The organism is Alkalispirochaeta americana (assembly GCF_900156105.1).
Classification (GTDB): Bacteria; Spirochaetota; Spirochaetia; order DSM-27196; family Alkalispirochaetaceae; genus Alkalispirochaeta; species Alkalispirochaeta americana.
Genome location: NZ_FTMS01000016.1, coordinates 1 through 25,613, shown reverse-complemented (window position 1 = coordinate 25,613; position 25,613 = coordinate 1). Strand labels below are relative to the sequence as shown.

General features: G+C 57.7%; 26 protein-coding genes and 1 pseudogene. 13 read left to right on the top strand and 14 right to left on the bottom strand.

Annotated features, from left to right (window positions below; translation table 11 throughout):
* Positions 1-30 precede the first annotated feature (30 nt).
* The 4 genes from BW950_RS11820 to BW950_RS11805 are packed head-to-tail and all read left to right on the top strand — an operon-like array spanning position 31 to position 4,045.
* A complete protein-coding gene (locus tag BW950_RS11820; RefSeq protein ID WP_076489511.1) occupies positions 31-1,137 on the top strand; it encodes a metal ABC transporter solute-binding protein, Zn/Mn family in 1,107 nt (368 codons plus the stop codon).
* A gap of 38 nt (positions 1,138-1,175) precedes the next feature.
* Positions 1,176-2,132, top strand: a complete 957-nt coding sequence (locus BW950_RS11815) for a metal ABC transporter permease (RefSeq protein ID WP_076489510.1) — start codon at positions 1,176-1,178, stop codon at positions 2,130-2,132.
* A complete protein-coding gene (locus BW950_RS11810) occupies positions 2,129-3,301 on the top strand; it encodes a metal ABC transporter permease (protein ID WP_083943978.1) in 1,173 nt (390 codons plus the stop codon). The genes BW950_RS11815 and BW950_RS11810 overlap by 4 nt, the downstream gene beginning before the upstream one ends.
* A gap of 6 nt (positions 3,302-3,307) precedes the next feature.
* Positions 3,308-4,045 carry a metal ABC transporter ATP-binding protein gene (locus tag BW950_RS11805; protein WP_076489509.1) on the top strand — a complete coding sequence of 246 codons (738 nt, stop codon included), beginning with the start codon at positions 3,308-3,310 and terminating at the stop codon, positions 4,043-4,045.
* A 29-nt stretch (positions 4,046-4,074) separates the two neighbouring features.
* On the opposite strand, the gene BW950_RS11800 is transcribed toward BW950_RS11805, so the two are convergent.
* The 7 genes from BW950_RS11800 to BW950_RS11770 all read right to left on the bottom strand — a co-directional run bounded on the left by BW950_RS11800 (position 4,075) and on the right by BW950_RS11770 (position 11,875).
* Positions 4,075-5,547 carry an HPr family phosphocarrier protein gene (locus BW950_RS11800; protein WP_143559230.1) on the bottom strand — a complete coding sequence of 491 codons (1,473 nt, stop codon included), beginning with the start codon at positions 5,545-5,547 and terminating at the stop codon, positions 4,075-4,077.
* Positions 5,548-5,678: 131 nt separating this feature from the next.
* Complete coding sequence (gene rnr, locus BW950_RS11795; RefSeq protein ID WP_076489507.1) at positions 5,679-7,739, bottom strand: ribonuclease R; 2,061 nt, start codon at positions 7,737-7,739, stop codon at positions 5,679-5,681.
* A gap of 32 nt (positions 7,740-7,771) precedes the next feature.
* Complete coding sequence (locus BW950_RS11790; RefSeq protein ID WP_076489506.1) at positions 7,772-8,464, bottom strand: HAD family hydrolase; 693 nt, start codon at positions 8,462-8,464, stop codon at positions 7,772-7,774.
* A 106-nt stretch (positions 8,465-8,570) separates the two neighbouring features.
* Positions 8,571-9,317: a 2,3-diphosphoglycerate-dependent phosphoglycerate mutase gene (gene gpmA, locus BW950_RS11785; protein ID WP_076489505.1), complete on the bottom strand. Its 747-nt coding sequence runs from the start codon at positions 9,315-9,317 to the stop codon at positions 8,571-8,573.
* A gap of 21 nt (positions 9,318-9,338) precedes the next feature.
* Positions 9,339-9,908 carry an iron-sulfur cluster assembly scaffold protein gene (locus tag BW950_RS11780; protein ID WP_076489504.1) on the bottom strand — a complete coding sequence of 190 codons (570 nt, stop codon included), beginning with the start codon at positions 9,906-9,908 and terminating at the stop codon, positions 9,339-9,341.
* 3 nt (positions 9,909-9,911) lie between these two features.
* A complete protein-coding gene (locus BW950_RS11775) occupies positions 9,912-11,147 on the bottom strand; it encodes an aminotransferase class V-fold PLP-dependent enzyme (protein WP_083943977.1) in 1,236 nt (411 codons plus the stop codon).
* A gap of 119 nt (positions 11,148-11,266) precedes the next feature.
* Positions 11,267-11,875 carry a superoxide dismutase gene (locus BW950_RS11770; protein ID WP_076489503.1) on the bottom strand — a complete coding sequence of 203 codons (609 nt, stop codon included), beginning with the start codon at positions 11,873-11,875 and terminating at the stop codon, positions 11,267-11,269.
* A gap of 180 nt (positions 11,876-12,055) precedes the next feature.
* On the opposite strand from BW950_RS11770, the gene BW950_RS11765 reads away from it, so the two are divergent.
* From BW950_RS11765 to BW950_RS11755, 3 genes are read left to right on the top strand one after another with little or no spacing between them, the layout of a single operon-like run.
* Positions 12,056-12,661 carry an urease accessory protein UreH domain-containing protein gene (locus BW950_RS11765; RefSeq protein WP_076489502.1) on the top strand — a complete coding sequence of 202 codons (606 nt, stop codon included), beginning with the start codon at positions 12,056-12,058 and terminating at the stop codon, positions 12,659-12,661.
* Positions 12,658-15,072: a spermidine synthase gene (locus BW950_RS11760; RefSeq protein WP_076489501.1), complete on the top strand. Its 2,415-nt coding sequence runs from the start codon at positions 12,658-12,660 to the stop codon at positions 15,070-15,072. Before BW950_RS11765 ends, BW950_RS11760 begins: the two co-directional genes overlap by 4 nt.
* Positions 15,073-15,108: 36 nt before the next feature.
* Complete coding sequence (locus BW950_RS11755; protein ID WP_076489500.1) at positions 15,109-16,203, top strand: radical SAM protein; 1,095 nt, start codon at positions 15,109-15,111, stop codon at positions 16,201-16,203.
* An 81-nt stretch (positions 16,204-16,284) separates the two neighbouring features.
* Here BW950_RS11755 and BW950_RS11750 read toward each other — a convergent pair whose 3' ends face one another.
* The 4 genes from BW950_RS11750 to BW950_RS11735 all read right to left on the bottom strand — a co-directional run bounded on the left by BW950_RS11750 (position 16,285) and on the right by BW950_RS11735 (position 18,561).
* The gene (locus BW950_RS11750; protein ID WP_076489499.1) at positions 16,285-16,575 is read right to left on the bottom strand and encodes an ATP-binding protein; all 291 of its coding nucleotides are present in this window, start codon (positions 16,573-16,575) and stop codon (positions 16,285-16,287) included.
* Positions 16,576-16,742: 167 nt separating this feature from the next.
* Entirely contained in the window at positions 16,743-17,072 is a 330-nt protein-coding gene (locus tag BW950_RS11745; protein WP_076489498.1) for an AlbA family DNA-binding domain-containing protein, read from the bottom strand.
* Positions 17,073-17,215: 143 nt separating this feature from the next.
* Positions 17,216-17,494, bottom strand: coding sequence for a nucleotidyl transferase AbiEii/AbiGii toxin family protein (locus tag BW950_RS15410; RefSeq protein WP_076489497.1), 279 nt, complete (start codon positions 17,492-17,494; stop codon positions 17,216-17,218).
* Between the two features lie 212 nt (positions 17,495-17,706).
* Positions 17,707-18,561, bottom strand: a complete 855-nt coding sequence (locus tag BW950_RS11735; protein WP_076489496.1) for a MurR/RpiR family transcriptional regulator — start codon at positions 18,559-18,561, stop codon at positions 17,707-17,709.
* A 215-nt stretch (positions 18,562-18,776) separates the two neighbouring features.
* On the opposite strand from BW950_RS11735, the gene BW950_RS11730 reads away from it, so the two are divergent.
* The 6 genes from BW950_RS11730 (at position 18,777) to BW950_RS15565 (ending at position 23,453) form a co-directional block, all read left to right on the top strand.
* The gene (locus BW950_RS11730) at positions 18,777-19,661 is read left to right on the top strand and encodes a phosphate/phosphite/phosphonate ABC transporter substrate-binding protein (protein WP_076489495.1); all 885 of its coding nucleotides are present in this window, start codon (positions 18,777-18,779) and stop codon (positions 19,659-19,661) included.
* A gap of 154 nt (positions 19,662-19,815) precedes the next feature.
* Positions 19,816-20,613: a phosphonate ABC transporter ATP-binding protein gene (gene phnC, locus BW950_RS11725; RefSeq protein ID WP_200796831.1), complete on the top strand. Its 798-nt coding sequence runs from the start codon at positions 19,816-19,818 to the stop codon at positions 20,611-20,613.
* Positions 20,597-21,400, top strand: a complete 804-nt coding sequence (gene phnE / locus BW950_RS11720) for a phosphonate ABC transporter, permease protein PhnE (RefSeq protein WP_076489493.1) — start codon at positions 20,597-20,599, stop codon at positions 21,398-21,400. Before phnC ends, phnE (BW950_RS11720) begins: the two co-directional genes overlap by 17 nt.
* Positions 21,397-22,170 (top strand): phosphonate ABC transporter, permease protein PhnE, encoded by a 774-nt coding sequence (gene phnE, locus BW950_RS11715; RefSeq protein ID WP_076489492.1) that lies wholly within the window; start codon positions 21,397-21,399, stop codon positions 22,168-22,170. The genes phnE (BW950_RS11720) and phnE (BW950_RS11715) overlap by 4 nt, the downstream gene beginning before the upstream one ends.
* A 143-nt stretch (positions 22,171-22,313) precedes the next feature.
* Positions 22,314-23,189, top strand: coding sequence for a 5'/3'-nucleotidase SurE (locus tag BW950_RS11710; RefSeq protein WP_076489491.1), 876 nt, complete (start codon positions 22,314-22,316; stop codon positions 23,187-23,189).
* Between the two features lie 96 nt (positions 23,190-23,285).
* Positions 23,286-23,453, top strand: coding sequence for a helix-turn-helix domain-containing protein (locus tag BW950_RS15565; RefSeq protein ID WP_369094798.1), 168 nt, complete (start codon positions 23,286-23,288; stop codon positions 23,451-23,453).
* Between the two features lie 18 nt (positions 23,454-23,471).
* On the opposite strand, the pseudogene BW950_RS15405 reads toward BW950_RS15565, so the two are convergent.
* The 3 genes and pseudogenes from BW950_RS15405 to BW950_RS15400 all read right to left on the bottom strand — a co-directional run.
* Positions 23,472-23,669: pseudogene (locus BW950_RS15405) on the bottom strand (IS3 family transposase); the annotation flags it as partial.
* A 65-nt stretch (positions 23,670-23,734) separates the two neighbouring features.
* Complete coding sequence (gene ltrA / locus BW950_RS11695; RefSeq protein ID WP_076489490.1) at positions 23,735-24,988, bottom strand: group II intron reverse transcriptase/maturase; 1,254 nt, start codon at positions 24,986-24,988, stop codon at positions 23,735-23,737.
* Between the two features lie 420 nt (positions 24,989-25,408).
* Positions 25,409-25,613: hypothetical protein (locus BW950_RS15400; RefSeq protein ID WP_234969104.1), on the bottom strand; the 205-nt coding region annotated here is incomplete at its 5' end.

Genomic DNA, 25,613 nt, shown 5'->3' with positions numbered 1-25,613 from the left:
TTTCTGTATATTTCGCCCAAGGAGGCCTCTGTGTTTCGTACTACCCTTTTCAAGGCAACTCGTTGTGTTGCTTTTCTGGCTCTGGCTCTTTTTGCTCTCAGTCCGGTTTGGTCCCGAGGATCCCGGGAAGAGATCAGACCAGGACTCTCTCTGGTTGCTACCACCGGGATGATCGGCGAGGCCGCAGCCCGCATTGCTCCCGGGGCGGAAGTCACGGTGCTCATGGGGCCTGGAACCGACCCACATACCTATCTTCCCAGCACGAGAGAGGTTCAGCGCATCCAGCAGGCTGATCTGGTGTTCTGGAACGGACTCCAGCTGGAGATTCAGATGGTGCGAACCCTGGAATCGCTGGGGGACCGGGCGTTTGCTGTGGCCGAGGCAATACCGGCAAACAAACTGCTCCACTGGGACAGCGACGCCTCCTGTCGGCATGGTCATCACCATGATCACGATCATCACCACGACCATGACTGCCATCATGATCACGATCATCACCATGCCCACGATCATCACCACGACCATGACTGCCATCATGATCACGATCACCACCATGGCCACGATCATCACCACGACCATGACCACGGTGAATACGATCCCCACGTGTGGCACGATCTGGATTTGTGGATAATCGCTGTGGAGGCCATGGTGCACCGCCTGAGCCATCTGCGCCCCGAAGAGGCCGACGATTTCCAGAAAAACGGGGCTGCCTACGTCGCTGAACTGCGGGAACTCCAGGCCTTCGCCAGAGAAACCCTGAAAGCCATACCCCGAGAGAAGCGTATCCTGGTCACCAGCCACGACGCCTTCTCGTACTTCGCCCGGGCCTATCACTTTGACACCCGCAGCATCCTCGGCATCAGCACCGAAGACGAGGCAGGCGTGCGGGATGTGCAGGATCTGGCCCGGCTGATCGTGGAACAGGGCGTAGAGGTTCTCTTTTACGAGACCGCGATCGACCGCCGATCGATGGTAGCCCTCCAGGAGGCTGTGCAGGCCCGGGGCGGCCAAGTCCGGATTGCGCCGAACCCCCTCTTTGCGGGAACACTGGGAAGCGACGGTCCCACACAGACCTTTCCAGGTGCTTACCGCCGAAACGTGGAGACAATCAAAGCAGCGCTTCTTGGCGATAGCTGATCTTTCCGGTACCATGGGCCGGTAAGAAGGAGGAGCCCGTGTACCTGGATCACACCTTGCTGATCGTTCTCTCCGGCAGCGGCCTGGCGGGAGCCCTGGCGGGAGCAGTGGGGTGCTTTACCTACCTCAGAAAAGAGGGGCTCCTGGGGGGGATTGTGGCGCACTCTTCCCTTCTCGGCATAACCGGAGCGTTCCTCCTGGGATCGCTCCTGGGAGGAGCCGGGCTGGCAGAACAGCTTATCCTCCCGGGAGCCCTCCTGGGAGGGATCACCAGCATGATCTTTGTCTCCCTGGTAACTCAGGCTACGCCCGTCAAACCCGACACCGCCATGGGCGTCACGGTGGCGCTCTTCTTCGGCGGCGGTCTCTTTCTGTTACGGATACTTCAGTCGCTGGCACTCCCCGGCCACCGTGTTTTGAGGGATTATCTCTTCGGTCAGGCAGCAACCATAACCCGGCAGGAGACGCTGATCCTGCTCATCCTGACCTGTCTGGTTGCAACAGCCCTCTTCCTTTTCTGGAAAGAGCTGAAACTCCACAGCTTTGACCCACACTTCCTTGTCTCTTCGGGCTATCCCTCCCGGGTTCTGAATCATCTTCTCATTTTGATTGTCGTCATAGCCGTTATTGCCGGACTCCGGACCATGGGGGTAATCCTCATGGTGTCGCTTCTGGTAAGCCCTGCCGCCGCGGCCCGGCAGTGGACAAAACGGCTCGGTACCATGATGGGGCTTGCCGCACTTCTGGGGGCGCTTGCGGGAGTAACAGGAACCCTTCTGAGTGCTACGGCCCGAAATATTCCCACAGGTCCGGTGATAGCCCTGGCAGCAACGGTCTTCGCCCTGGCCTCCATTTTGGTTGCACCCCGCCGGGGCATCCTGGCCCGGTCCATCCAGCAGCACCGCAACCGCCAGCATTTTTCATCCTCCCCGGGACCGGATTCTCCGGGTCGAACCAGGGGGCATCCCGAAAGAACTCCCGGGGCGCGCCGATGAACTTCATGGTTGCAAATGTCCTCATAGCCCTTGTTACCGCCCTGGCCTGCGCTCTGCCTGGTGTGTTCCTGGTCCTGCGACGCCTCTCACTGGTGGCCGAAGGAATCAGCCACGCCGTTCTGCCCGGCCTGGTAGCCGCCTTTGCCGTGTCAGCCGCCCTGGACGGAGCAGGCATGCTTCCCCCTGCTCTTGCGCCGCTCCTGATAATTCTGGCACCCGCCCTGATAGGAGTCCTTCTGGTCTTTGGCGTGGAAACCCTCAACAAGACAGGCCTTCTCACCAGCGACGCCTCCCTGGGGATACTCTTTCCCGCCCTTTTCAGTATCGGGGTGATCCTGGTAAGCCGCCGGTACTCAGGAATCCCCCTCAGTGAAGGCTCAATTCTCATGGGCGACATCACCTTCTCGGCACTCCAGCAACTCCAGGTGGGCAGCCTTGTTCTGGGCCCCCGGGCCCTCTACCGTATGGGAGCTATTCTGCTTCTGAACGCTCTCTTCATTCTGCTTTTTTACAAGGAGCTGAAGATCACCACCTTTGATCCCCTGCTGGCCACGTCGCTGGGAATCCGCCCGGGAAAACTCCACTACGCCTTTACCGCTCTGGTGGCGATCACCATTGTGGGGGCCTTTGAAACGGTTGGGGCCATCCTGGTGGTAGCCCTCCTGACGGCTCCCGCTGCAGCGGCCTATCTCATAAGCAAGACCCTTCCCCGAATGATCTTTTTCAGTTGTCTCATCGCCGCCACGGGAGCCCTGGGAGGGCTCTGGATCGCCTGGGTTCTCGACTCCACCACCTCGGGAACGATGGCCATGGTTATGGGTCTCATCTTTCTGGGCATTTTGACAATAGCTCCCCGACGGGGGCTGGTCGGCCGCTGGCTTCTGGTGCGTCGCCAGCGCCTGCGTTTCGCCGAGCAGGTTCTGGTGGCCCATCTGATACACCACGCCCGGGGCGAACGGGCCGCGCCAGCCTGTAGCACCACCGGCATCGGCATCCATCTCCAGTGGTCCCGGGCTTTTGCAAACCGCGTGGTGGCCCGGGCGCTTCTCCAGGGGACGATAACCCTGGACCAGGGAAACCTCCTGCCCACCGAAAAAGGCAGGACGTTTCATCGCTCCTTTTCCTATCAGGATTCCGGCCGACCCTCCGGCCGAAACTCCCTGCCATGAGGTTCCATGACTGCTGAAGGATCTTCCCTGCTGCCTGCCCTGACGATTACCGATCTCACCGTGGCCTACCACGAAACACCTGTGCTCTGGGATCTTTCCCTGACCGTTCCTGCCGGTTCAATCACCGGCGTGGTAGGCCCCAACGGGGCGGGGAAAAGCACACTGGTCAAGACAATTATGGGAATCGTTCCTGCAGCGGGCGGCGACGTTCGCATCTTTGGGAGCATCTCGGACAAAGCGCGCCGGCGCGTGGGATACGTGCCCCAGCGCGCCAGCGTGGACTGGGACTTTCCGGCAACGGTCCTGGATGTAGTCCTCATGGGTTGCTACGGGCGCCTGGGCTGGTTTCGCAGACCCCGAAAGAGCGATCTGGAACGAGCCCGGGAGGCGCTGGATACCCTGGGCCTGACAGACCTGGAGCATCGCCCTATCAGCGAACTCTCGGGAGGACAACAGCAGCGCACCTTCCTGGCCCGCGCCCTTCTACAGAATGCCGATCTCTACCTGATGGATGAGCCCTTTCAGGGTGTCGACGCCACCACAGAACGCGCTATTGCGATGGTAATGCGTCGGATGCAACAGGAGGGGAAGACGCTTCTGGTGGTACATCACAACCTTCAAACGGTAGAGACCTATTTTGATTCGCTGATCATGCTGAACGTACGGCTCATTGCCCACGGCCCTGTAGCCGAGGTCTTCACCGAGCAGAGTCTCCGCGCAACCTACGGAGGGGGCTTTCCCTGACCTGCTCCCTGATCGCGGTGCCGGCGGGACTAACGCCTGAGATAGATCAGCGATGCAGGCAGGGAGATATTGTTCCCAAAGCTATCCTCACCGTAGCCATGGTGCGCCAGAGTTCGTATATCCTCCAGGACCCGCACGTCTCCCCGAACGGTCACATCGATATCGGACCGGATGTCTATTTTCCCCGTGGCCAACAAGCGGGCGATACCCCGATTGGCGTACTCGCCGATGGTCTCCCCGGGAACCCGGGGAAAATCCTGAAGATGCAAATCTCCCGAGTAGAGAACAATTTTTTTCTCTTCCAGAAGCGAAAGAAAAACCGGCATCAGATCGTCTCCGCCCAGGCGTTCTGCAATGGTTGTCACCTCCTCGGCCAGGCGGCGACGCTTCACGGCGTAGATATTCTCGTTAAACCGGATGATGTCCATGGCCGACGAGGCATCGCAGGTTTCTCCATCGAGCTCCAGGGTCACCTCGGTGCCGTAATGAAGAACGATCTTGGCCACCAGCGATGAAGGCCGCACGTGAAAACCGCGGTACACAGGAACGGGAACAGTGACAGATCCTATCTCGGCGTATTTCTGAAGGAGCATTCTGCACAGATCTCTTGCCTTGCCCAAATAATGAACTGAAAACTTCAGGGCGTAATCAAAAAGCAGGGCCTGGATGCGCTGCTCCCCGAGAAACCGCACGGGGAGGCCCCGGGCAGCACAGAAGATCACGTGGCGCTCGTAATAGTGACTCAGAGCCGTGGCAAGCTCCAGTAAATGGAAGATCACCGTGGCGTGCCCCCTCAGGTAGGGAAGTCCCTTGTCGCATTGCTCTGTTTTGGTCCCCGCCAGGGCGGTATCGTATTCCGCCTGAAGGTTGTGAAACTCGTTCTCGGAACGCCTCAACTGGCGTTCCGAGAAGAGGTGGGGAATCGTCTCGGCCAGGGGACAATCCCGGGTTGCCTCGTAGGAGCCGATAATCCCGCTGCTTTCTACCTGGTTCAGGAAAGCTGTTGCAAGATCGGCAACAAACCGCCGAGCCTCCGGGTTCAGACGGCACTCCCGGTCCTTGGGAAGCACAAAAGAAGGGGTCTCGCGGCCCGAACAGAAATCGTCGAAGGCAGAATCGGGAAGGGAGAGCCCCTTTTCCTCCCCCAGCTGCAACAGGGCCTCGGAAATCTCGGCGAGCACCTCCGTGAGAAGGTGCGCCGCCTTGTCAGTAGCAACCAGAAAATCATCCTCCAGGGGGAAGAGTGAATAGAAGGGCGCTGCGTACTTAAGGTGCAAGACTTTGTAGAGGAGATCCGAGACCAGTTTTGCTGCCGCCGAGACGCTTCGGAAGGGTGCCCAAAAGGCGTTGTCCCGGGAGCCGAAAGCGTCGAGCAACTCCTCAAGCCGCCGGGTTTCCTGTATATAGATTCCCAGGGGCGCCCGTTCCACGCACCCCTGAACGTCGCGGCAGGAGATTACATACCGGCACAGCCGTGACAGGCTGCGACAGGCACATTCCACCAAAGGAGAAAACTCCTTCGGATCAGCTGCCACAGGAAGCTTAGGTCGCAAGGCTTTCACCCTGCGAAGTATAATCCGCCCCCGGAGAGATTTCAAACAAAACCGGAAAAGGGCTCAAACGGAATTATTTCCTACTCTTGAATGAGCTCCATGTCGGCTTTTCGCTCCTGGGGATTTACCCCCACGATCTTCACCCGCACCCGGTCGCCCAGGGTGTAGACCGTTCCGGACGTACCGCTTTCAAGGCGATAGCCCTCGGTGTTGAGCTCGAACCGTTCCTTTCCCAAAGAAGAGATGTGAACCAGCCCTTCCACCAGATAACGGTTCAGCTGAACAAAGAGTCCGAAGGACGTCACCCCGGAAATGACCCCGGAATAGACGTTCCCGATTTTCGTGTTCAGGTACTGGAGGCTCTTGAGCCGGGTGTAATCCCGTTCCGCTTCGGTGGCGTTCCGTTCCCTTTCCGAGGAGTGGGAAGCTACGTGATCGAGCAGATCCTGAACACCCCGGCGCAGGGCGATACGCCCGGGAGCAATATAGCGCTTGAGCATTCGGTGAATTATCAGATCGGGATACCGGCGGATGGGAGAGGTGAAATGGGTATAGGCCTCGAACCCCAACCCGAAGTGCCCGGCATTATCGGTGCTGTAAACCGCTTTGGGGAGCGACTTCAGGGCGAGCTTCTCCACAAGATCCTTGAACTCAAGATTTTCGATCAGGGCCAGAATATTCCGGTAATCCTCGGGTTGAACCGTATCGTCCAGGTGATAGCGAATTCCCAGTTGTTCCAGGAGTTGCAGAAGTTGTTCCACATCGCTCTGCTTGGGTTGAGGATGAACCCGGTAGAGAAAAGGCCGGCGGTGACGCGCTGCTTCTTTCAGAACAAACTCCGCCACCATGCGGTTTGCCAGAAGCATGCACTCCTCTACCAGGCGGTGTGCGTGGAGCCGTTCCACAGGCAGAATTGAGAGCGGAACGCCATCCTCGTCCAGGGTGATGGTCGTAGCAGGAAGGTCCATATCAACGCTTCCCTGATCCCGTCGCCGCCGCCGGAGCATCTGGGCCAGAAGCTCCAGAATGTGAAGGCTTGGTGCCAGAGGGTCCGACTCTCCCTGAAGGATCTCTTCGACTTCTTCATAGGTAAAGCGTCGGGAACTCTGAATAATGCTTTCCGTGATTGTCAGATCGTGTACGGTACCGATGCTGTCCAGAACGACAAGCACCGAGAAGGCAAGGCGGGGTCTGCCCGGGACAAGACTGCAGAGATCGTTTGAAAGATGCTCGGGAAGCATGGGGAGCACTTCATTCACCAGGTAGACCGAGGTTGCCCGTTCCCGGGCCTCCGCATCCAGGGCAGATCCCTCTTCAACAAAGTAGCTCACATCGGCTATGTGGATACCCAGCTCGAAGAGGCCATCCTCGCGCTGGTGAATCGAAAGCGCATCGTCGAAATCCTTGGCTGTTGCCGGGTCGATCGTGAAGCAGGTAAGGCTCCGCAGATCCTGACGGGTTTTTTCCCGCAGGGCCTTTCGGGGAGGAGGAATCTTCATCTGCTCCGCCTCCTGGAGCAATTCTTCCGGGAAGCTCAGGGGCAACCCCCGGGACAGGGCGATCAAACGCAGATCAATGCCGGAATCGTCCCGGCGCCCCACGAGTTCCAGAGGCTCCCCCAAAGGGTGCTTCTGAGGATCCGTCCAGAGCGTCATCTGCACCCGGAGGATATCACCTTCCTGAAGCGGTCCACCCGGAAGATTTTGCTCAAATCGGGTCAGTGCGGCGGTCTCGAGAATCAGGGCGCGGGACAGGCGCTGTCCCTCGGGGTAGAAACGGACTTCCCGGCCACGCCGCCCCACCCGCCCCACCAGGGGTTCCTGACTGCGTTCCAGGACTTCCACAATTCGACCTGCGGGTTTGTCCGACGCAGTTTCGGGAAAGAGCTCTACCCGGACAAGATCGCCCGAGGCGGCGACGAAAAGATGATCGTAGGGAACGAGTATATCAGGCCCTGTCCGGGGCTGGACAAATCCAAAGCCCCGGGCTGTGAGGGAAAGCTTTCCCGTGAGGCCATCGTGGGATGATTTTTTTGTTCGTCGGGGGGCTTCCGTGCGGGGTGGCTTCTTACGGGGCGGATTTTTTCGGGAAGGGTTCGTAGCAGAGGAATCTCTGCGAGGGGAACGTGGAGTTCTATTCATACTACCATGAGTGACCGATATTGCCCGTGCGGTCAAGGGGTATCGCCAAGAAGAGTGATTTTCTTCCCTCGCGGCCGGGTCTGGTCCAGCAAAAATCGGGGAAAGAGCGTTAAATCGGCGTCTTTCTCCAGTAGAAGCCCGCTGCCACCACGACGAATAACGGGTTCCAGATCCACGTCGTAGCGATCTCCCACAAGGAGAACCTCCGCAGGGGAACAACCCAGCTGATCAAGCGCTGCCTGAAAGATCGGCCAGGACGGCTTGGAGCATTCTCTGGTATCGAGCCCCGCCAGAACCGGGAAGAGATCCTCCAGACCAAGAGCTTTCAGGGTGCGCCACCCCGTCTCTTCGGGGTTGTTGGTCACCACCCCCAGGGGAAGCCTTTGGCCAAGCTCGCGAAGTGCACCGGCCAGGACAGGATCGGGACCCAGGAAATCTCCGGGCCGCAAAAGCTCCCTCCGCCAGAGAATGCTCTCGGCGATGGGTACCCCCAGCTCCACAAAGGTAGTTGCCAGGGATGGGGTTCGTCCTGTGGCGCTGGCGATCTCCCGCCGGGTCTTCTCCACCAGCTGTCGTGTCCCGGCCTCGTCCTGTCCCCGCTGCCGGGCAAGGCGGGCAACAAGCACGTCTGTTTGATGCGCCACATAGGGAGCATGCCGGTAGAGTGTGTTATCTATATCAAAGAGAAGCGCCTTCGGCGTTTTTTTTCCGGGGAAATACTGCACAGGGGGATCTCACAAAGCAGGAAAAAACGGGGCACCAGGCGCCGAATTGACAAGGGGCGTCGCAGGACACAGGCCTCCTGCGACGCCGTCACAAAAACTGATCCGATCAGCCGCTCTTGCCCTGGCTCGCCACGGCGTTTGCCTTGGCTGCGATCGCCTCCTGATCGCCCAGGTAATAGTTGCGAAGAGGTTTCAGGTCTGCATCAAGTTCGTACACCAGGGGGCTCCCGGTGGGAATGTTCAGACCAATGATCTCGTCATCGCTGATGTTGTCAAGATACTTCACCAGCGCCCGCAGGCTGTTGCCGTGGGCAGCGATCACCACACGCTTGCCGGAACGGATTGTAGGGGCAATCGTATCGTGCCAGAGCGGGAGAAAGCGCTCGACCGTATCTTTGAGGCACTCCGTCCGGGGCAGTTCAGCCTCGCTCAGATCGGCGTAGCGGGGATCATGGCCGGGATGGCGCTCATCGGACGTCTCCAGCGCCGGCGGCGGGGTATCGTAGCTGCGGCGCCAGATTTTCACTTTTTCTTCGCCGTGCTGCTCTGCCGTCTCGGCCTTGTTCAGCCCCTGAAGCGCGCCGTAGTGACGCTCGTTCAGGCGCCAGCTCTTCTCTACAGGTATCCAGACCTGATCCATGGCGTTCAGGGCCAGGTGCAGGGTATTAATGGCACGCTTCAGAACAGAGGTGTAGGCAATGTCGAAGACAAAGCCTTCTTCTTTCATCAGACGACCTGCCTCGGCGGCCTCCTGAATACCCTGTTCGGAAAGGTCAACATCGGTCCAGCCGGTAAAGCGGTTCTGTTTGTTCCAGTCACTTTCGCCATGACGCAACAAGACAAGTTTGTACATGGTTGTGCTCCCTCTATTTGATTAGATCTCAGAGTATCGAATGACTTGGCTGGTGTCAACGCAATCGGAGGATTCCCTCTCCGCGAAGGCCTCGGCGAGAGCCTCCCAGCTCAGGGTTGCGCACCGCCGACGCCCCGGGGCGTTCTTCACAAGCTCCAGAAGTTCAAGATCCCGCAGAATATCTTCGGGCAGAGTGCAGGACAGAGCGCCGGGCAACGCGACGCTCTCCTGCTCCCTGGCTGCTGTGATTCGGGCGATCATCTCCCGGCAGAGCGATACAATCTCCTGAACCGACAGGAGTGCCGCCGTCGATTCAGCCAGGGCCGCTGAAGCCTTGCATACCGCGCACCCCCGGGCCACAATGCGAAGGCCCTGAACTCCACAGCCCCCCTGCCCTCCCGGGCCACGGCAAACGGTAACAGAATCACCGCAGCTGCGGTTTGTCACGGTGATCTCCGTGACTGCTTCGGGATACCCCGGGTCTGGCGGGACCTTCGGGGCAGCCCCTGCCGGCCCCCCGGGGGTATAATAGCGCCTGACCAGCTCCAGCAGGAGTTCTTCCCAGGTTTTATCCCCTGCACGACCGCTCATATCTTATCCCAGGATTCCGTAGAGCCGTTCCAGGGCGGCCACAAAGCGATCGATCTCCTCCCTGGTGTTATAGAGATAGAACGATGCCCGCACCGTTCCCACCACCCCAAAATGGGCCATCAGGGGCTGGGCACAGTGAAATCCTGTTCTGACGGCGATTCCCTGCTGGTCCAGCAGGCTCCCTACGTCGTGAGGGTGGACTCCTTCCAGAGCGAAGGAGAAAATCCCGCCCCGGCGTTCGAGAGCGGCGGGGCCAAAGGGGCGCAGGTACGAAAGCCTTTCGGTTGCCTCCGTGACATACCGGAGGAGATCCCCTTCGTGGGCGGCGATCTCCTCGAGACCGATCTCCAGAAGATACTCGGCCGCTGCGGCCATCCCCACGGCACCGGCGATGTGAGGAGTCCCTGCCTCGAACTTCTCCGGCAGGTGTGCCCAGGTGGAGCCTTCCAGAGTCACCTCCTGGATCATGTCGCCCCCGTAATGAAAGGGGTCCATCTCTTCCAGGAGCTCCCGCTTTGCGTAGAGCACCCCGATTCCTGTGGGGCCACACATTTTATGCCCCGAGAAGGCGAAGAAATCGCAGTCCAAAGCGGTGACGTTCACGGCGTGGTGGCAGGCGTACTGGGCTCCGTCCACCAGAACCCGCGCTCCCTGATGGCGAGCCCGGGCAACAAGACCCTCCAGGGAAGGCATATACCCGGTCACGTTGGACATGGCCGTGATTGCCACGAGCCGAACCCGAGGCCCCAAAGCCCCGCAGAGGGCCTCATCGGTGAAAGCCCCCTCGGGAGTCATGGGGATATAGCGCAGGACCGCACCCGTCCGCTGCGCCACGTACTGCCAGGGAACAATGTTGGAGTGATGCTCCATGGCTGTGAGCAGTATCTCGTCGCCAGGCTTGAGGAACTTCACGGCCCAGGAATAGGCTACCAGATTGATCGATTCCGTGGTGCCCCTGGTGAAAATGACCTCACCCTGCTCCGGCGAGACCCCCAGGAAACGGCGAATCGTTTCCCGGGCGTTGTCGTAGGCAGCGGTTGCACGCTCACTCATCTCGTAGACGCCACGATGAATGTTGGCGCTATAGTCCCCGTAGTATCCCTGGAGGGCCTCAAGAACAGGCCGGGGCTTCAGGGAGGTGGCTCCATTATCAAAATAGATCAGGTCCTTGCCCCGCATGGTCGTGGCCAGGGCGGGGAAATCTTCTCTGATCGATTGTATGTCCAGTGTGGATGTCATGGCTCTTAGTATACCTGTTTCGCGGGAAGCACGACAACGAAGGCCGCGATACCTCCCGGGGAAAAAAGATCCCCGGCGAAAGGCCGGGGACGGAAAAATCGGGAGCTTCTTTCGGAACGTTAGCGTGCAGCCTGGTAGTTTTTCTCTACCTGGTCCCAGTTGACCACGTTGAAAAAGGCCTCGATATAATCGGGCCGACGGTTCTGATACGTGAGGTAGTAGGCGTGCTCCCAGACATCGAGCCCCAGGATGGGGGTCTTGCCCTCCGTGAGGGGGCTGTCCTGGTTCGGGGTGCTTGTAACCTCAAGCGCTCCCGCTGCGTTCACTACCAGCCAGGCCCAGCCGCTCCCAAAGCGTGTGGCCGCAGCGTTGGCAAACTTCTCCCGGAAGGCCTCAAAACTGCCAAAGGCCTCGGTGATCGCCCCGGCCACGGCTCCGGAGGGCGCGCCACCTGCCCCGGGAGCGAGAACTGTCCAGAAAAGATTGTGGTTTACATGACCGCCGCCGTTATTCCGGACAGCGCCACGAATGTTCTCGGGAAGCTCTCCGAGACGGGTTACCAGATCCTCGGCGCTCCAGGAGGCATAGTCTGTGCCCTCCACGGCCGCGTTCAGTTTGGTGGTATACGCCACGTGGTGCTTGTCGTGATGAATTTTCATGGTCATCTCATCGATATGGGGTTCCAGTGCGTTGTAGGCGTAGGGCAACGCCGGTGTTTCAAAAGCCATTTGTGCCTCCTTGATTGGTTCGCTTGCGTCCTGTACTGCGCCGCCCCTACGGGCGGGCTCTCTCAAAATAATAACAACAGAACTCATGAAAGGGCAAATCGCCAAGGTTCGTATCGGGTCCCGGGGAGAGGATTCCCGGGATTTCTTGAGGACTTCCCCGAAAGAGTGTAAAATTCGCAGGTGCTCTGGTCTTCATATCTGTCGGGACTGATCCTGGGGTTGGGAATATGCAGCCTCCACTGCTCTCTCCTGCTGGCGCCCCTGGCGGCGCACCTTCACAGCACCTGGCGCGGAGGAGTTCGCACAGCTCTCCTCTTCAGCCTGGGCAAAACAATCGCCCTCACCGTCTACGGCGGCCTGGCCGTTCTCATGGGATTTCTGGTCTATGACATCTTTCATCACCGGTGGGTCACCTTTGCTGCAGGCATGATTGTGGCGATCACGGGAATCTGGTTTCTCCTCTACAGCGGACACTGCGGGTGCCTTGCCCGAAGAGGATCACCCTTCATGCTGGGACTGGTGGACGGAGCCGTACCCTGCGCTGCCACCTCGGGGTTTCTTCTCTACCTGGCCACCCGGGGCGGCAGCCCTCTTCTGGGAATGGCCGGGGGCTTCTTCTTTGGACTTGGCACCGCCACGGGTCCGGCCCTCCTGGTCTGCGGGATAGCCCCTTCCTTGTGGAGGCGCCTGACCGGAAAACCCCAAACCCGGATTATCCTGCGGGTAGCAGGAGCATCGGTGCTCTTCCTCTGGTCTTTTTTCCTCCTTGCAGGAGCGGGACTGTGATTCTTCCCAAGGACCGGATCAGGGGACGCCTTCTTTGGGCCGCAGCAGCCACGGGCGCCAGCGGTCTTCTGGCCCAGATGGTGCTCCTGCGGGAACTGCTTGTGGTGTTTGCCGGGAACGAGCTGACCATCGGAATCATCCTGGCGAACTGGCTGGCCCTGGAAGCGGCCGGTTCCTTTTGGGCCCGTGGCCGGGCGCGGCTCGCAGGGAGTTGTGGAATATCCCGGTACAGCATGACCAGTCTTGCCTTCTGCATCACCCTTGTTCCGGCTCTCTGGGGAGTTCGCCTGATCAAACCCCTCCTGGGTCTTTCCGTGGGGACCGTACCAGGCCTTGCCACGGCCGCGGCGAGCACCTTTCTTGTCCTCCTGCCCGTGAGCTTCACCCACGGCGCACTCTTCACGTGGGGTTGCGCGATAGCCTCCCGGGAGCGCTCGGGATTCCCTCAATCCCCGGCTACCCTCCCCATGGCCTCGATCTACATTCTGGAAACTGCAGGAACCTTCCTGGCGGGGCTTCTCTGGACGTGGCTCCTGGTTCCCCGGGCAGGGTCATTCCAGATCGTGGCAGGTATTATTCTGCTTCAGTCCGTGACGGTGATCATTCTGATCGCAAAATTCCCGGGTTCACCACCGGAAACCCTTCCGGAAGAGAACCAGACCCCGGCCCCGGGAGCCTTCGCGGGCGCCCTCATTCTGGCGGCCGGGGCGGCCCTGCTTCTCGGGACGGGCGGAGCAGAGTATCTGCAGCATCGCTCGATCCGGCGGCTCTGGCAGGACCAGAATATTCTGCATTACGAAAACACCCTGAAGGGCAACATCGCCATCACCGAGAACCAGGGACAATATACCTTCTTCACCGATGGCACCCCGGCCTTCATCCAGCCGATCCCCGACATGACCCTGGTGGAACCCCTGGTCCATATCGCCATGACAGCTCATCCCCGGCCAAAACGGGTTCTTCTTATCGGCGGAGGAGCAAGTGGAGTTCTGGAAGAGCTTCTGCATCACCCCTCCCTGACCCTGGTGGAGTATACCGAACTGGACCCCAGGCTCCTGGAACTGCAACGCGAGGTTGCGGCCCTCACCGGGGAGACATGGATCGATGATCCCAGGATACATCTCCGGGCGCGGGACGCCCGGGCACTGCTTCAGGAATCGGCCACATCCTACGATCTGATCATCAGCCGAACCAGCGACCCCTCGAACCTGCACAATGCCCGTTACTTCAGCCAGGAGTTCCTGGAACTGGCGGCACAAAACCTGACGGAACAGGGAATTCTGGTGCTGGGCTTTCCCGGGTTGGTGGGGCACCTGACAGAACCGCTCCAGGAGATGAGCGCCAGTCTGATCCACACCCTTCGCCAGAACTTTCCCTGGCTTCGCGCCTTCCCCGGCGAGGGGCAGTCCTTCCTGCTGGCGTCGCAAGATCCTGCCATCATCCATCTGGACCACCAGATCTTCACCGATCACCTTCGAGAGCGGGGGTTGCTCTCGGCCGGGGTTATTCCCTGGTACATGGAACAGCGCCTGCATCCCCGCTGGCACCACTGGTTCGAGGAGTTCGCTGCCCCGGGGAGGTCCCGAATCAACAGGGAATTTCAGCCCCGGGTACTTCTCCTGAGCATCGCCCACTGGAGCAGGCTCAACGCGCCCCTCACAGGCCGCCTCCTGGAAAGGATCTACGGACTCCACCCTGCCCTGATCGTCCTGGGGACAATCCTGATCCTTCTGTTGCCAGCATCCGCCTTGAACCGCCTGAGCCCCCGGCCCCGAACCTTCATTGTCCCCTCGGTGATAACCACAGGGTTTTCCGCCATGGTGGTAAACCTCGCGCTTCTCTTCTCGTTCGAGGTCCTGGCGGGCCGCCTCTTCGGCTGGCTGGGACTACTCTCGGCAGCTTTTATTTCCGGCCTTGGTGTGGGCGCCCTCGTGACCAGACACCGCCTCGGCCGCCCGGGACGAGAAGACCGACTGGGATACGAATCGCCGCGAATCTGGGGCATGGTTGTGCGAAGCGAGCTGGCGATCCTGCTTTTCTGCTCTCTCCTCCTGATCCTGCTTCCCCTGGTGGCACCGCTTGTCTCGGGGAAGGTCCCCCCGGCGCTCCTTCGGGGGGCTTTTCTGCTGATTCTTCCGGCGGCAGGGATGGTCTGCGGGAGGCAGTTCCCCATAGCCTGCGAGGCCCTTCTGGAGAAGGGCTCCCGGGGAGGATCGCCTGCTCCTGCATCTACGGCGGGGCTGGTCTACGGAGCCGATCTTGCCGGAGGCTGTATCGGAGGCATTCTGGGGGGTGTTCTGCTGCTGCCACTGCTGGGACTGACCGGCGCAGGAATCACTCTGGGGTTGCTGAAATCAGGAACACTTCTGGTTCTGCTCTTGCGAAGCCCCTGGCGTATTAACTACACTTGAAGTGACACGATCCGATACGCAGGGCAGGAACAGACAATGAAGATGTCCATATTCAGGACCGCCACGGCGCTTGGTCTTCTTTCGGTCTTTTTGATGGTTGGTCTCTCCACACGAATCAGCTATGGCGCGGGCTCCGGAGAAAAGCCCGATCTGCCTCGAACCGACGGGCGGAGTGGCAGCACGCCGATCTCTCGGGAAAGTGACTTTGTACCCTCCTACGTGGAGCTTCACAAGAGCGGCGAGCTGGCCCGGCGCGCAGGCGAACTCTGGCAAATGATGGAGTCCTGCACGCTCTGTCCGCGCTCCTGCGGCGTCAATCGTCTGGCTGGAGAACGAGGCTATTGCCGGGCCCCCGGATATCGGCTGATCCTGGCCGCGATCCAGCCCCATTTTGGCGAGGAACGGCCGCTGGTCGGGCGCGGCGGCTCGGGAACGCTCTTCTTTAGCCACTGCAACCTGCGGTGCGTCTTCTGCCAGAACTACCAAATCAGCATCCAGGGGCGGGGAACGGCCGTATCGATCAACGATCTTGCCGCAGCGATGCTGAGTCTCCAGGAACTGGGATCTCATAATATCAATGTGGTCACCCCAACCCACTATTCACCTCACATCGTGGCTGCCCTGGATATCGCGGCCGGTCAGGGCCTGCGTATCCCCCTGGTCTGGAACACCAGCGGCTGGGAGCGGGTTGAGGTTCTTCGCCTTCTTGATGGCGTGGTGGATATCTATCTGCCCGATATCAAGTTTGCCGCCAGCGCCGAGGCCGGAGAGTACACAGCCACTCCAAGCTACCCCGAGGATACCCGGGCAGCTGTTCTTGAGATGCACCGCCAGGTAGGGGTTGCCCGGCCAGACTCCGGAGGGATCATCAACCGGGGCCTCATGATACGCCATCTGGTGATGCCCGACAGCGCCAGCGGCTCCCGGGAGGTCCTGGACTGGATAGCAGAAAACCTGCCCTCCGATACCTACATCAACATTATGGAACAGTATTCGCCCCACCACCAGGCCTTCAATTTTCCCCGGATCGCCCGCCGGATCGACCCCGGAGAATATCAGGCTGTGGTGGACCATGCCCGGGACCTGGGACTGACCAACCTGGATTCCCGCACGGCCCGGTGGCTGGATTAGGGCACGGGTGTTTTTGAGGGCTGCCGGGGGGATGAGCGGCGGTTCATGTGACGGATAACACTGGCTGTGCCTGATTAGTGTTTAATCGTCTCCATTTATCGGGCAACGAGCCAGCAAGGAGCTGATTAATTCGTTCCATGCCGATTGCCGTTCTGAAATGCTCTCAATGGTCATGGAGTTGGAGATCGCACCGGGTGAGAAGATTTCCAGCCGATCAGACAACAGATGCAGGCGAATCCTGGAACCGTAAATGGAGTAATCCCGATGGGCCATGGAAAGGGCGACAGCATTGACCACCGCCTCGAACACCGCATTCATGGAAAACTGGGGCCTTTCGATCCGATTGGGCGCTTTGATGGCAAAAACCCGCATGTTTCTCTCCACGAACTTGCAGGCGTCCCGAACCTGGACATCAAGCGGGCGAGTGATGTCCTTGACATCCAGTTGACAGTTGCCCGCAGGGGGGCATCATAGATGTGGCAGGAACTGTCTGCGCCGTCCGTCGAAGCAATGAGTCGCACCTGACTGCGTTGCTGAAATCACCGCGCCAAACCATCCGGTTTTATCTCGCGCCAGGAACTTCCTATGCGATGGAAATAGCCATTGGGGCTTTTGTGGACAAACAGACTGCGGGGCACGTCGATTCGCAGGATAATTTTCTCATCACTCTGTTGATCGGGCACAATGAGTTCGCGTATGACGCAATCCAGGGGAGGATCAATCGAGTCGTTACAAATGGAACGAAGCCAGCCTTCAACTATGTCAAGTTTCTCCGCCGGTATCCCCAGAATATCCCTGGTCTTGTCGCCAACCCTCAGAACAATAATGCCCGATGCCGTATTCGCCATGGCCGCCAGTTCGTCCGCCATGCCATCCCTGTGCGGGCCTCAACACTGGTTTTCTTGTATAAGGTTGATTTGCTGAGCCCAAGGTATTCGGCCGCCTGGTCAATGGAACGCAACTTCACGAGAAACCTCCCACGATAGAATCCACGCGATGGCTGGTCGCGCAACTATTCAGTAGTGAGCCACGGGAGGATTGTGGAGAAGAATCCGGTGCGGATCTCGTTCAACTGCTCCACCGTTACCGGTTCTCGTGTCATCCCGTCGAACTCTACGACGAACTCTCGATCAAGCTCCTTCGCGTTGGGAGAAAGGAGTTCAGAGATCGGACGGTTGTGGGAGATGAGGTAAACCAGGAAGGCTGCACGTAATCGATCGTCCATGGCCCCGGATTGGAGAATATATTCCACGTCGAAAATGTCGCGGGGATGCTGCCGATCCCAGGGCATCGCTAATGTTGTTCATGCTCGTGGCGCGATCATGAATGGGCAGGTAGACGAGATCCAGGTCCACTGAAAGGCGCGGCATGTCCCGGAGAAACAAATTAATGCCGTTCCACCCTTTAGCGCCACGTTTCCACGGTGGGAAGAACTGTTGCTTACGACGTGTGAGCGCGTGGCGTCTGCGCACCGGCCGCAAAAGCGCTGCAGTCGTGCTTTCGTCATCCGAGGTCGTAGCGCTCTCGGAGCTTCTCAATGTCGAGCAGATACTGCTGAAACGTCTCGCCTCCGAGCCACTCGATTGCAAGCATTACAAGATTTACAAAATGCATTGGGACAGCCATGGAACTGTGCAAGCGAATGCTTCCCCTTGCCACGAAGTACACCTGGTCCGCCATTTCGGTCAGTTCAATAAGCATTGTGTCCGTGGCTACGACGACCAGAGCGCCACAGTCATGCGCGAGCTTCATCGCGCCGTGGGTGCGGCGCCGGTCTGGAAAGTAGTGGAATACAAGAAGCATATCATCCTCGTTGATGCCAAATGCATCTTCGACAATATGTTGAGAATCCTCGCCGAGAATGCGTACGTCGAGTTTGTAGCGTTTCAGTCGTTGAAAGAGATAGTGTGCTGGATACATACCGGTGCTTGTTCCGAGGATATAGATTCTACGTTTGTTGAGCATTGACCGAGCAAGCTGCTCTACGTCGTCGGTCGGCACGTGCTCGAGCTGCCGCTGTAGCGCCTTTGCCTCCTCCTCGATTGACGTGGTCACAAGCTGGTCGAACGATCGAATATCCTTGAACGTCGCCTTGGAGGCCCGGTACGCGTTTATGTGATGCGCGTAGAACTCTTCAACCCCATTTCGGAACTCTTTGTACCGCTCGTATCCGAGTTTGCGATACAGCTGAATAATCTTGGGTTTGCTCACCCCGGTGCGTTCGCAGAGGTCCTTCAGAGACATGAACGCTGCCTCGTGGGGACTCTCGGTAACATACTCCAGGACGCGTGTCTCGGTTTCGGTCAGACGACCGGCCAATTTCGATACTCGTTTACCCCACCCGAATTTGTCTGCCATAACAACCGCAGTGTACCGTCTTTTTCGCAAATCGTCAAGAAAAGTAATTTACAACCGGTTATTGTTTACCATTTACCGGTTTTGGGCGGCAATATGGTAAAAATAAGTAAACTATATTGGAAATTGCGTAACTTTTTGTTGACAGGTGCTGAATACCCGCGTACGCTTACTTAATGTCACGTTCGCCGCTTGCCGGCGAGAAAAAGGAGATTGTCATGAAAAAAGCATTACTGTTTGTGCTCGTGCTTCTCGCATCCGCCGCACTGGTATTCGGCGGTGGCCAGCAGGAAGCGTCGGAGGAAGATCCGGAAAGTCTCGTTCTTGGAATGGTTCCCTCACGGGAAGTCGGGCGAATGATCCAATCGATTAATCCGCTGACCGATCTGCTGTCCGGAGAGTTGGGCATGCCTGTGGAAGGAACCATATTAACCAGCTTCACCGGTGTCATTGAAGCAATGGGAACCGGCCGCGTGGATATTGGAATTTTTGGACCATTTGCACTTGTTCTCGGTGAAGAACGGCATGGCCTCGAAATTATACTGAACTCCATTCGCCGTGGTGAGTCCGAATACTTCGCTCAGTACGTGGTCCGCAAAGACAGCGGAATCGAAGATTTCGAGGACCTGCACGGAAGGACCATGGCCTTTGTCGACCCGGCATCGGCATCCGGTTATCTATTCCCGTATGTTGACCTGCTGAACAACGGAATTGATCCGGAAACGGATTTCGCCGAATATTTTTTCGCCGGCGCACATGATGGAGCGGTAAGCGCAGTTATGACTGGTGAGGTCGATGTCGCAGTCAGTTTCGAAGATGTTCGCAAAGAATTGGTAGTGGAGTTCCCCACCATCATGGAGGAAACGAAAATACTCGCGCGCACTGAAGCGATTCCTAACGACGGCGTGGCGGTACGCCCGGGGCTTTCCGATGAACTCAAAAGGGCAATTCAAAACGCATTCGTCGCGGTCGGCGAAACAGATGAAGGCCGGGAACTTCTTAATACCCTTTATAACGTCTCCGGATTTGTCCCTGCCGACAGCGAGCGCTACAACATTGTCCGCCAGACATTCGCAGAGATGGAAGAGTTCATCGACTTCTAGAGATTTACGGGAAACCTTTGAAGTGAGGCACGGAGATCGACATGTCGCTTCTCCGTGTGCTTCCACTTTCGTTGTACGCCGACTGCCAAAGGTGATGTTGCCTGTGGTGGTCGGTGCGGCCGGGATTCGTACCGAATCAGAATATTACTGAGGGATAGCTGCCATCGTTACTTTAGAAAATGTCACGGTAACCTACGCTGCTGGTTCAGTGAAGGCACTGAAGAATTTCAATATAACCATTAACCCGGGCGAGTTCGTTGTTGTCGTCGGTCTCAGTGGTGCCGGCAAATCGACCATGCTACGCTGCGTGAACCGACTTGTAACTCCAACCGACGGGAAGGTTTATATCGACGGCAAGGATATAACCGGTGCCAACGGCACCGCCTTGAAGCGTCTTCGTCGTGAAGTCGGTATGATCTTCCAGAACTTCAATCTGGTAAAACGATCACCGGTACTTCGAAACGTTCTGGCCGGGCGTGTCAGTTATGTACCGACCTGGCGAACTCTGTTAGGCCTGTTCCCCAAAGCAGATAGGGAAATCGCGCTAGACTGTCTGCAACGCGTGGGAATTCCCGAAAAGGCAGCTGTTCGCGCCGATGCTTTGTCGGGGGGACAACAGCAACGCGTCGGTATTGCGCGGGCGCTGGCACAAAAGCCGAAAATCATTCTGGCGGATGAACCGGTAGCGTCGCTTGATCCTCCGACGTCCCATGCGGTTATGCGCGATCTCAAGCGCATAAACCGTGAAGACAACATTACGACACTGGTGAATCTGCACTTTATCGATATGGCGCTGGAGTATGCCGATCGGATAATCGGCCTGCGCGATGGCGAGCTTGTGTTCGACGGGTCGACGAGTGAAGCGACCAGCGATGTGTTTGAAGAGATCTACGGACGTCCCATTACCGATGACGACGTGATAGGAGAGGACTCAGATGCCGCAAGTTTCTAGTCATACGACTAACCCTCCGGTTATTCTCTGGAAGGGGAAACTCAAGAAGGCGGGTGCGATCACAGCGATCGCCGCAATATACATCTGGGCCGCCCGCGGAATCGGTTTTAATCTCTTTGAGATTATCCGGGAGTTGCCCCAGTTTTTTTCCCTGCTCGGGGAAATGATTCCGCCGAACTGGGGATACACAGCCCGGGTGTTTCCCGCGCTTCTCGAGACAGTTCAGATTGCCGTTCTCGCAACCCTTGTCGGAAGCATTTTAGCCTTTCCCCTTACGCTGTTTTCGGCGAACAACATCAACACAAATACTCCTCTCTATTTCCTTGCGAAAGGGTTCATGAACTTCATTCGTACGATACCTGAGCTTTTGTACGCCTCAATACTGGTCGCAGGCATAGGGCTCGGCGCATTTTCAGGTATGCTCGCGCTGACCATATTTTCAACGGCTGTCATTGCGAAACTTGCGAGCGAAAGCCTTGAAGCCATTGATCACGGTCCCATCGAAGCCCTGCAGGCGGTCGGTGCGAACAAACTGGAGGTAATACGCTTCGCCGTTGTTCCGCAGATGCTCTCGTTCTACGCAAGCTATACCCTGTATGTCTTCGAGATTAATATTCGTGCGTCAACCGTGCTCGGGCTTGTAGGAGCAGGAGGAGTCGGTGTATTGCTCAGGACATCACTCGACCTGTTTCGCTATGCAAATGCAGCGACCACAATACTTATTACGTTTGTGTTCGTTATGATCATTGATTACACGAGCACCCGAATGCGGGAGAGGCTGACATGAGCGATCAATCCGTTTCCAGAAAAATTCGAATTATCGGGAATCTTGTCGTTCTCGCGGTGGTCCTGCTTTGGGCTGCCGACGGAATGAATATTAATCTCGAACGTATCCGAACCGGCATACCGACTATCGGCCGGATCGTGGCCGCGATGATCCCTCCGGATACAAGCTTTCTCGTTCAATCATCGCTCGCGATGCTTGAAAGTATTCAGATTGCCATAATGGGAACAACCGTCGCTGCGATACTCACGTTTCCGATCAGCTTTCTTGCAGCCAACAACGTTGGTGTACCCGGCGTTGTCGTCTGGATATCAAAGCAGATCCTCAACGCGATACGGACCTTCCCAGAGCTCATCCTCGGAATTTTCTTTGTCGCGTCTTACGGTCCCGGAGCGCTGGCCGGGGTCATGGCAATTGGTCTGAACTCTATAGGCATGCTCGGAAAACTCAATTCGGAGATCGTCGAGAATATCGACCGGGGGCCAATTGAGGCGCTGCAGTCGAGCGGTGCAAACGGTGCAGAGATTTTCCTTTACGCCGTTTTCCCGCAGGTGCTTCCCGAGTTTGTAGCCACTGCGCTGTACAGATTCGAGCTTAACCTGCGCAATGCCACGGTGCTCGGACTTGTCGGCGCCGGCGGAATTGGTGTCATTCTTCTCCAGAGCCTGCAGTTCCGCCGCTGGCCTGTCGTGGGAATGTCGCTTCTCGCGGTTATTGTTGCCGTAACCGCAATCGACTATACGAGCGCCTATATCCGCAAGCGGATAATTTGACGGTGGCGCTAATGATCGCGGCACGGGCTCCTACGCCTACATATGTATAGTGATAAACAGCGCGCGTTGGCAGATCTTGTGAACAGCGGCCCGCTGGCCGCTACCCGACAACGGTCACACTTTTTATGGGAAAATGGAGAACCATGAGCGAAAATGCAAACAGGGCCGGACGCCGGCCCCTGATACTTGTCACCAATGATGACGGAATAGAATCGCCTGGTCTGCATGCGGTAGCCGAAGCTGCCGTTGCGGCCGCAAAGGGAGCGAATGGAGCCGGCGAGGTTATCGTCGCCGCACCCACAAACCAGCAGACTGCGCGCGGCAGAAGCATGAACGGAAACGAGCGCGATCATTTTCATCCGTATGAGATTCCCGAAACGAACACGGATAACAGACGGCTTACCGCATGGCATATCGATGCCAGTCCGGCGCTTGTGTGTCAGCACGCCCTAACCGTACTCTGTGATGGTCGCACACCCGACCTTGTCGTTTCCGGGATTAACTACGGGGAAAACATCGGCACGGATATCGGAGGGTCGGGCACGCTCGGCGCCGCCTTTCAGGCTGCCGCCCAGGGAATTCCTGCGCTCGCACTGTCGCGCCAGACCGGCGTTGAAAATCACTTTTTCCACGGCCACCTCGACTGGAGTGAAACCATCCGGGTCGCTGAGCGATGGATTCGGAAAATCCTCGATCTTGCTCCATCCCTAGCTGCTCAACCTCCCGGGCGCCGTCCGTTCGACGTGCTCAAAGTAGATATTCCCGACCCCTGCCCGAACGAAACTCCGGAGCGGCTTACCAGGCTTTCAATGAGCCGCTATCTCGGATTTCACATCGAAAAGCCTTCGTCCCGAACGCGACTCGGCGAATCCCGAACCTACATCGCAGCCGACGCACATTCGCTTGACCCCGCCGACGACGGCTATGCGGTCGCCGTTGACCGGGTTATCGCGGTGACTCCGCTTACCATCGATTGCACCGCATCAATGATCGAGGCTCAGCGGGTACTTCAAGTCTGAATCGTTGACACCGTTGTAGTTTGGAGCCTGGGGGTGCGGACAAAAACTTGGACTAGATTCTGAAGGAGGTAGTCCGTGTATTCGTATGAAGAGAGAATGAGAGCGGTGAAGCTCTACATCCAGTATGATCTATCAGCGGCGGCAACCATTCGGGAGTTGGGTTATCCGTCCCGGCAGAATCTTGACAGATGGTATCAAGAGTATAGAGAGTACGAAGACCTCCATAGGAGCTTTCCGAGTAACCCTGGCCTGTACTGTCAATAGTGGACACGACCGCTTGATCTATGCGGATCTCCTTTCTGAGAAATAGTTTTCGGCGAAGATCGCCGGAGCGAGGTTTCCGAGAGCCGAATGACGACGCATGCGGTTGTAGAATACCTCAATGTATTCCTGGATAGCTGCCTGGGCCTCAAACCGGGTCCGAAACCGACGGTGATAGACTAACTCCTCCTTTAGTGTGCCCCAGAAACTTTCCACTGGGGGTCGAGTAGCGCGGTGGGATTTCACCACCACGCTCTCACAGAACCGTACGTGAGCCTCTCGACTCATACGGCTCTTGTCATCCAAGCTTGATACCTCCAGTGAGCAAACAGGTGTGGACTCCGACGCGCCAAACCTTTTAACCATGCATGCGCACGGGTCTTGCGCCGTTGTAGCCGCTTGAACTTTCTCCTTGCCCAACTGGCTAACGCCTTGTTGACATGATCCAACACAGAGTGAAGCTCCGATCTTCTGAAACGTCCATAGTAGTTCATCCAACCCGAAATTACCGGATTCAGGCGACGTGCCAATTCCTCAAGACTCAAATGGGTGCGGGTCTGCAACCGCCATTCTCGGCGCACTTTCTGTCGTAGCGCTTTAGCGGCCTTTCGACTTATCGCAGGGCTGAAGCTCACAAAAAACTCTCCACAATGGTCTCGCGCCGACCGTGGCCGGAAGGTGTACCCCAGAAAGTCGAAACTTTTGCAGGGCCAATTTTCCTTTCGTCGCGTATCCTTGCAGTACACAATTCGCGTTTTCGCCGTGTTCAGGGTGAGCCGACATCGCGCTAATCGCGTTTCGATCTTCCCTCTGATCCATTCCAACTGCTTCAGCGAGCGGCAATGCACAACGATATCGTCGGCATACCGTTCGAAGTGGACGTTCGGATAGTTCTCCTTCATCCATTGGTCAAACCCCAAATGCAGAAAGATGTTGGCAAGGAGCGGACTGATCACTCCACCTTGTGGTGTTCCCTTCTCCCGTGTCTGCACCGTTCCGTTAGACAACTGCACGTCGGCTCGTAGCCACCGACCTATGTACAGAAGTACCCACTTGCACGTCGTGAATCTCTCCACAGCCCGTAGCACTAATGCATGATCGAGCGTGTCGAAGAACTTGCTGATATCCAGGTCAAGCACCCAGTCATCTCTCCAGCAACGTTCGCGCGCCTGTGCTATTGCATCCAGCGCTGATCGTCCCGGACGATACCCATAGGAGTTCTCGTGAAACTCAGGCTCCACGATTGGCTCCAGGTACCGTTTGACTACTCCTTGGGCTATGCGGTCAGCAACAGTCGGGATGCCCAGCGGCCTGAGTCCGCCATCGGTTTTCGGTATTTCAACCAGTCTCACCGCTGACGGAAAGTAGCTGCCCGACGACATCCGGTTCCAGATCTTGTACAGGTTGTTCTTCAGATCAACTTCGAACTCCTCTATGCTCTCTCCGTCGATCCCTGGGCCGCCTGAACTGCGTTTCACATCCAGATAGGCTTCCCAGACCAGCGCCTTTGGTATTTCAAAGGCTTTTGTCGAACTCATGCGCTCCTCCCCTTGCGGGTTGACACACAACTTCGACCAGATGACGCAGCCCCTTCGCTCTGCAATCTTTCAATTGCTTCACCGCTACTACGGGCTGCTCCGCCCCAGTGCTTCGCCTCGGTACTCTTCTCCTTCGGGGGGCTTCCCCTTCGGATTTCTCCCTTCCCATCGAAGCGACAGGTTCCCACGTTCCCCATGAGAGCCTGAAATGAGATCACGCCGCCTCCACGCCGGACACCACTCAGCCCGTAAACAGGTAGCGTCTGAGCTTGTCCCGAGCCAACAACGCTGCTCGGTTTTGATGTCGGTTGAATTGCTTTTCGACGCGTCATCAGCGGTTCACTTCCGTTCGTCTTCTCATTTCTCACTTGACGTCTCCAACGGACGCCTTTCCATCGACGCTCACTACCTTGAGGCTCTTTACCTCGGCAGCTCGATGTAGTTTGGAACCCGGTCCTGCAACCCGATTCCGGGAGGCCATACAACTCCCATCTCCCATGGAGCATCACCTTTCGGTGTTCGTGGCACACCGTTGTCGTAGCAGTTCCCTTTGCGGGACATCGAGGGTCTCATTCCCAGCGCGACAACCGCGCGCTGGTAGGTCGTTGCGCAGTACTGGCTGCCT

Excerpts from the sequence above, each read along its gene's own strand:
- phnE (WP_076489492.1), top strand. The coding sequence starts at position 21,397 with ATGAGCGATCAATCCGTTTCCAGAAAAATTCGAATTATCGGGAATCTT.
- BW950_RS11750 (WP_076489499.1), bottom strand. The coding sequence starts at position 16,575 with ATGCGGGTTTTTGCCATCAAAGCGCCCAATCGGATCGAAAGGCCCCAG.
- BW950_RS15410 (WP_076489497.1), bottom strand. The coding sequence starts at position 17,494 with ATGCCCTGGGATCGGCAGCATCCCCGCGACATTTTCGACGTGGAATAT.
- BW950_RS11735 (WP_076489496.1), bottom strand. The coding sequence starts at position 18,561 with ATGGCAGACAAATTCGGGTGGGGTAAACGAGTATCGAAATTGGCCGGT.
- BW950_RS15565 (WP_369094798.1), top strand. The coding sequence starts at position 23,286 with ATGAGAGCGGTGAAGCTCTACATCCAGTATGATCTATCAGCGGCGGCA.
- ltrA (WP_076489490.1), bottom strand. The coding sequence starts at position 24,988 with ATGAGTTCGACAAAAGCCTTTGAAATACCAAAGGCGCTGGTCTGGGAA.
- BW950_RS11805 (WP_076489509.1), top strand. The coding sequence starts at position 3,308 with ATGACTGCTGAAGGATCTTCCCTGCTGCCTGCCCTGACGATTACCGAT.
- gpmA (WP_076489505.1), bottom strand. The coding sequence starts at position 9,317 with ATGTACAAACTTGTCTTGTTGCGTCATGGCGAAAGTGACTGGAACAAA.
- BW950_RS11810 (WP_083943978.1), top strand. The coding sequence starts at position 2,129 with ATGAACTTCATGGTTGCAAATGTCCTCATAGCCCTTGTTACCGCCCTG.
- BW950_RS11710 (WP_076489491.1), top strand. The coding sequence starts at position 22,314 with ATGAGCGAAAATGCAAACAGGGCCGGACGCCGGCCCCTGATACTTGTC.
- phnE (WP_076489493.1), top strand. The coding sequence starts at position 20,597 with ATGCCGCAAGTTTCTAGTCATACGACTAACCCTCCGGTTATTCTCTGG.
- BW950_RS11780 (WP_076489504.1), bottom strand. The coding sequence starts at position 9,908 with ATGAGCGGTCGTGCAGGGGATAAAACCTGGGAAGAACTCCTGCTGGAG.
- rnr (WP_076489507.1), bottom strand. The coding sequence starts at position 7,739 with ATGAATAGAACTCCACGTTCCCCTCGCAGAGATTCCTCTGCTACGAAC.
- BW950_RS11755 (WP_076489500.1), top strand. The coding sequence starts at position 15,109 with ATGAAGATGTCCATATTCAGGACCGCCACGGCGCTTGGTCTTCTTTCG.
- BW950_RS11770 (WP_076489503.1), bottom strand. The coding sequence starts at position 11,875 with ATGGCTTTTGAAACACCGGCGTTGCCCTACGCCTACAACGCACTGGAA.
- BW950_RS11745 (WP_076489498.1), bottom strand. The coding sequence starts at position 17,072 with ATGGCGGACGAACTGGCGGCCATGGCGAATACGGCATCGGGCATTATT.
- BW950_RS11730 (WP_076489495.1), top strand. The coding sequence starts at position 18,777 with ATGAAAAAAGCATTACTGTTTGTGCTCGTGCTTCTCGCATCCGCCGCA.
- BW950_RS11775 (WP_083943977.1), bottom strand. The coding sequence starts at position 11,147 with ATGACATCCACACTGGACATACAATCGATCAGAGAAGATTTCCCCGCC.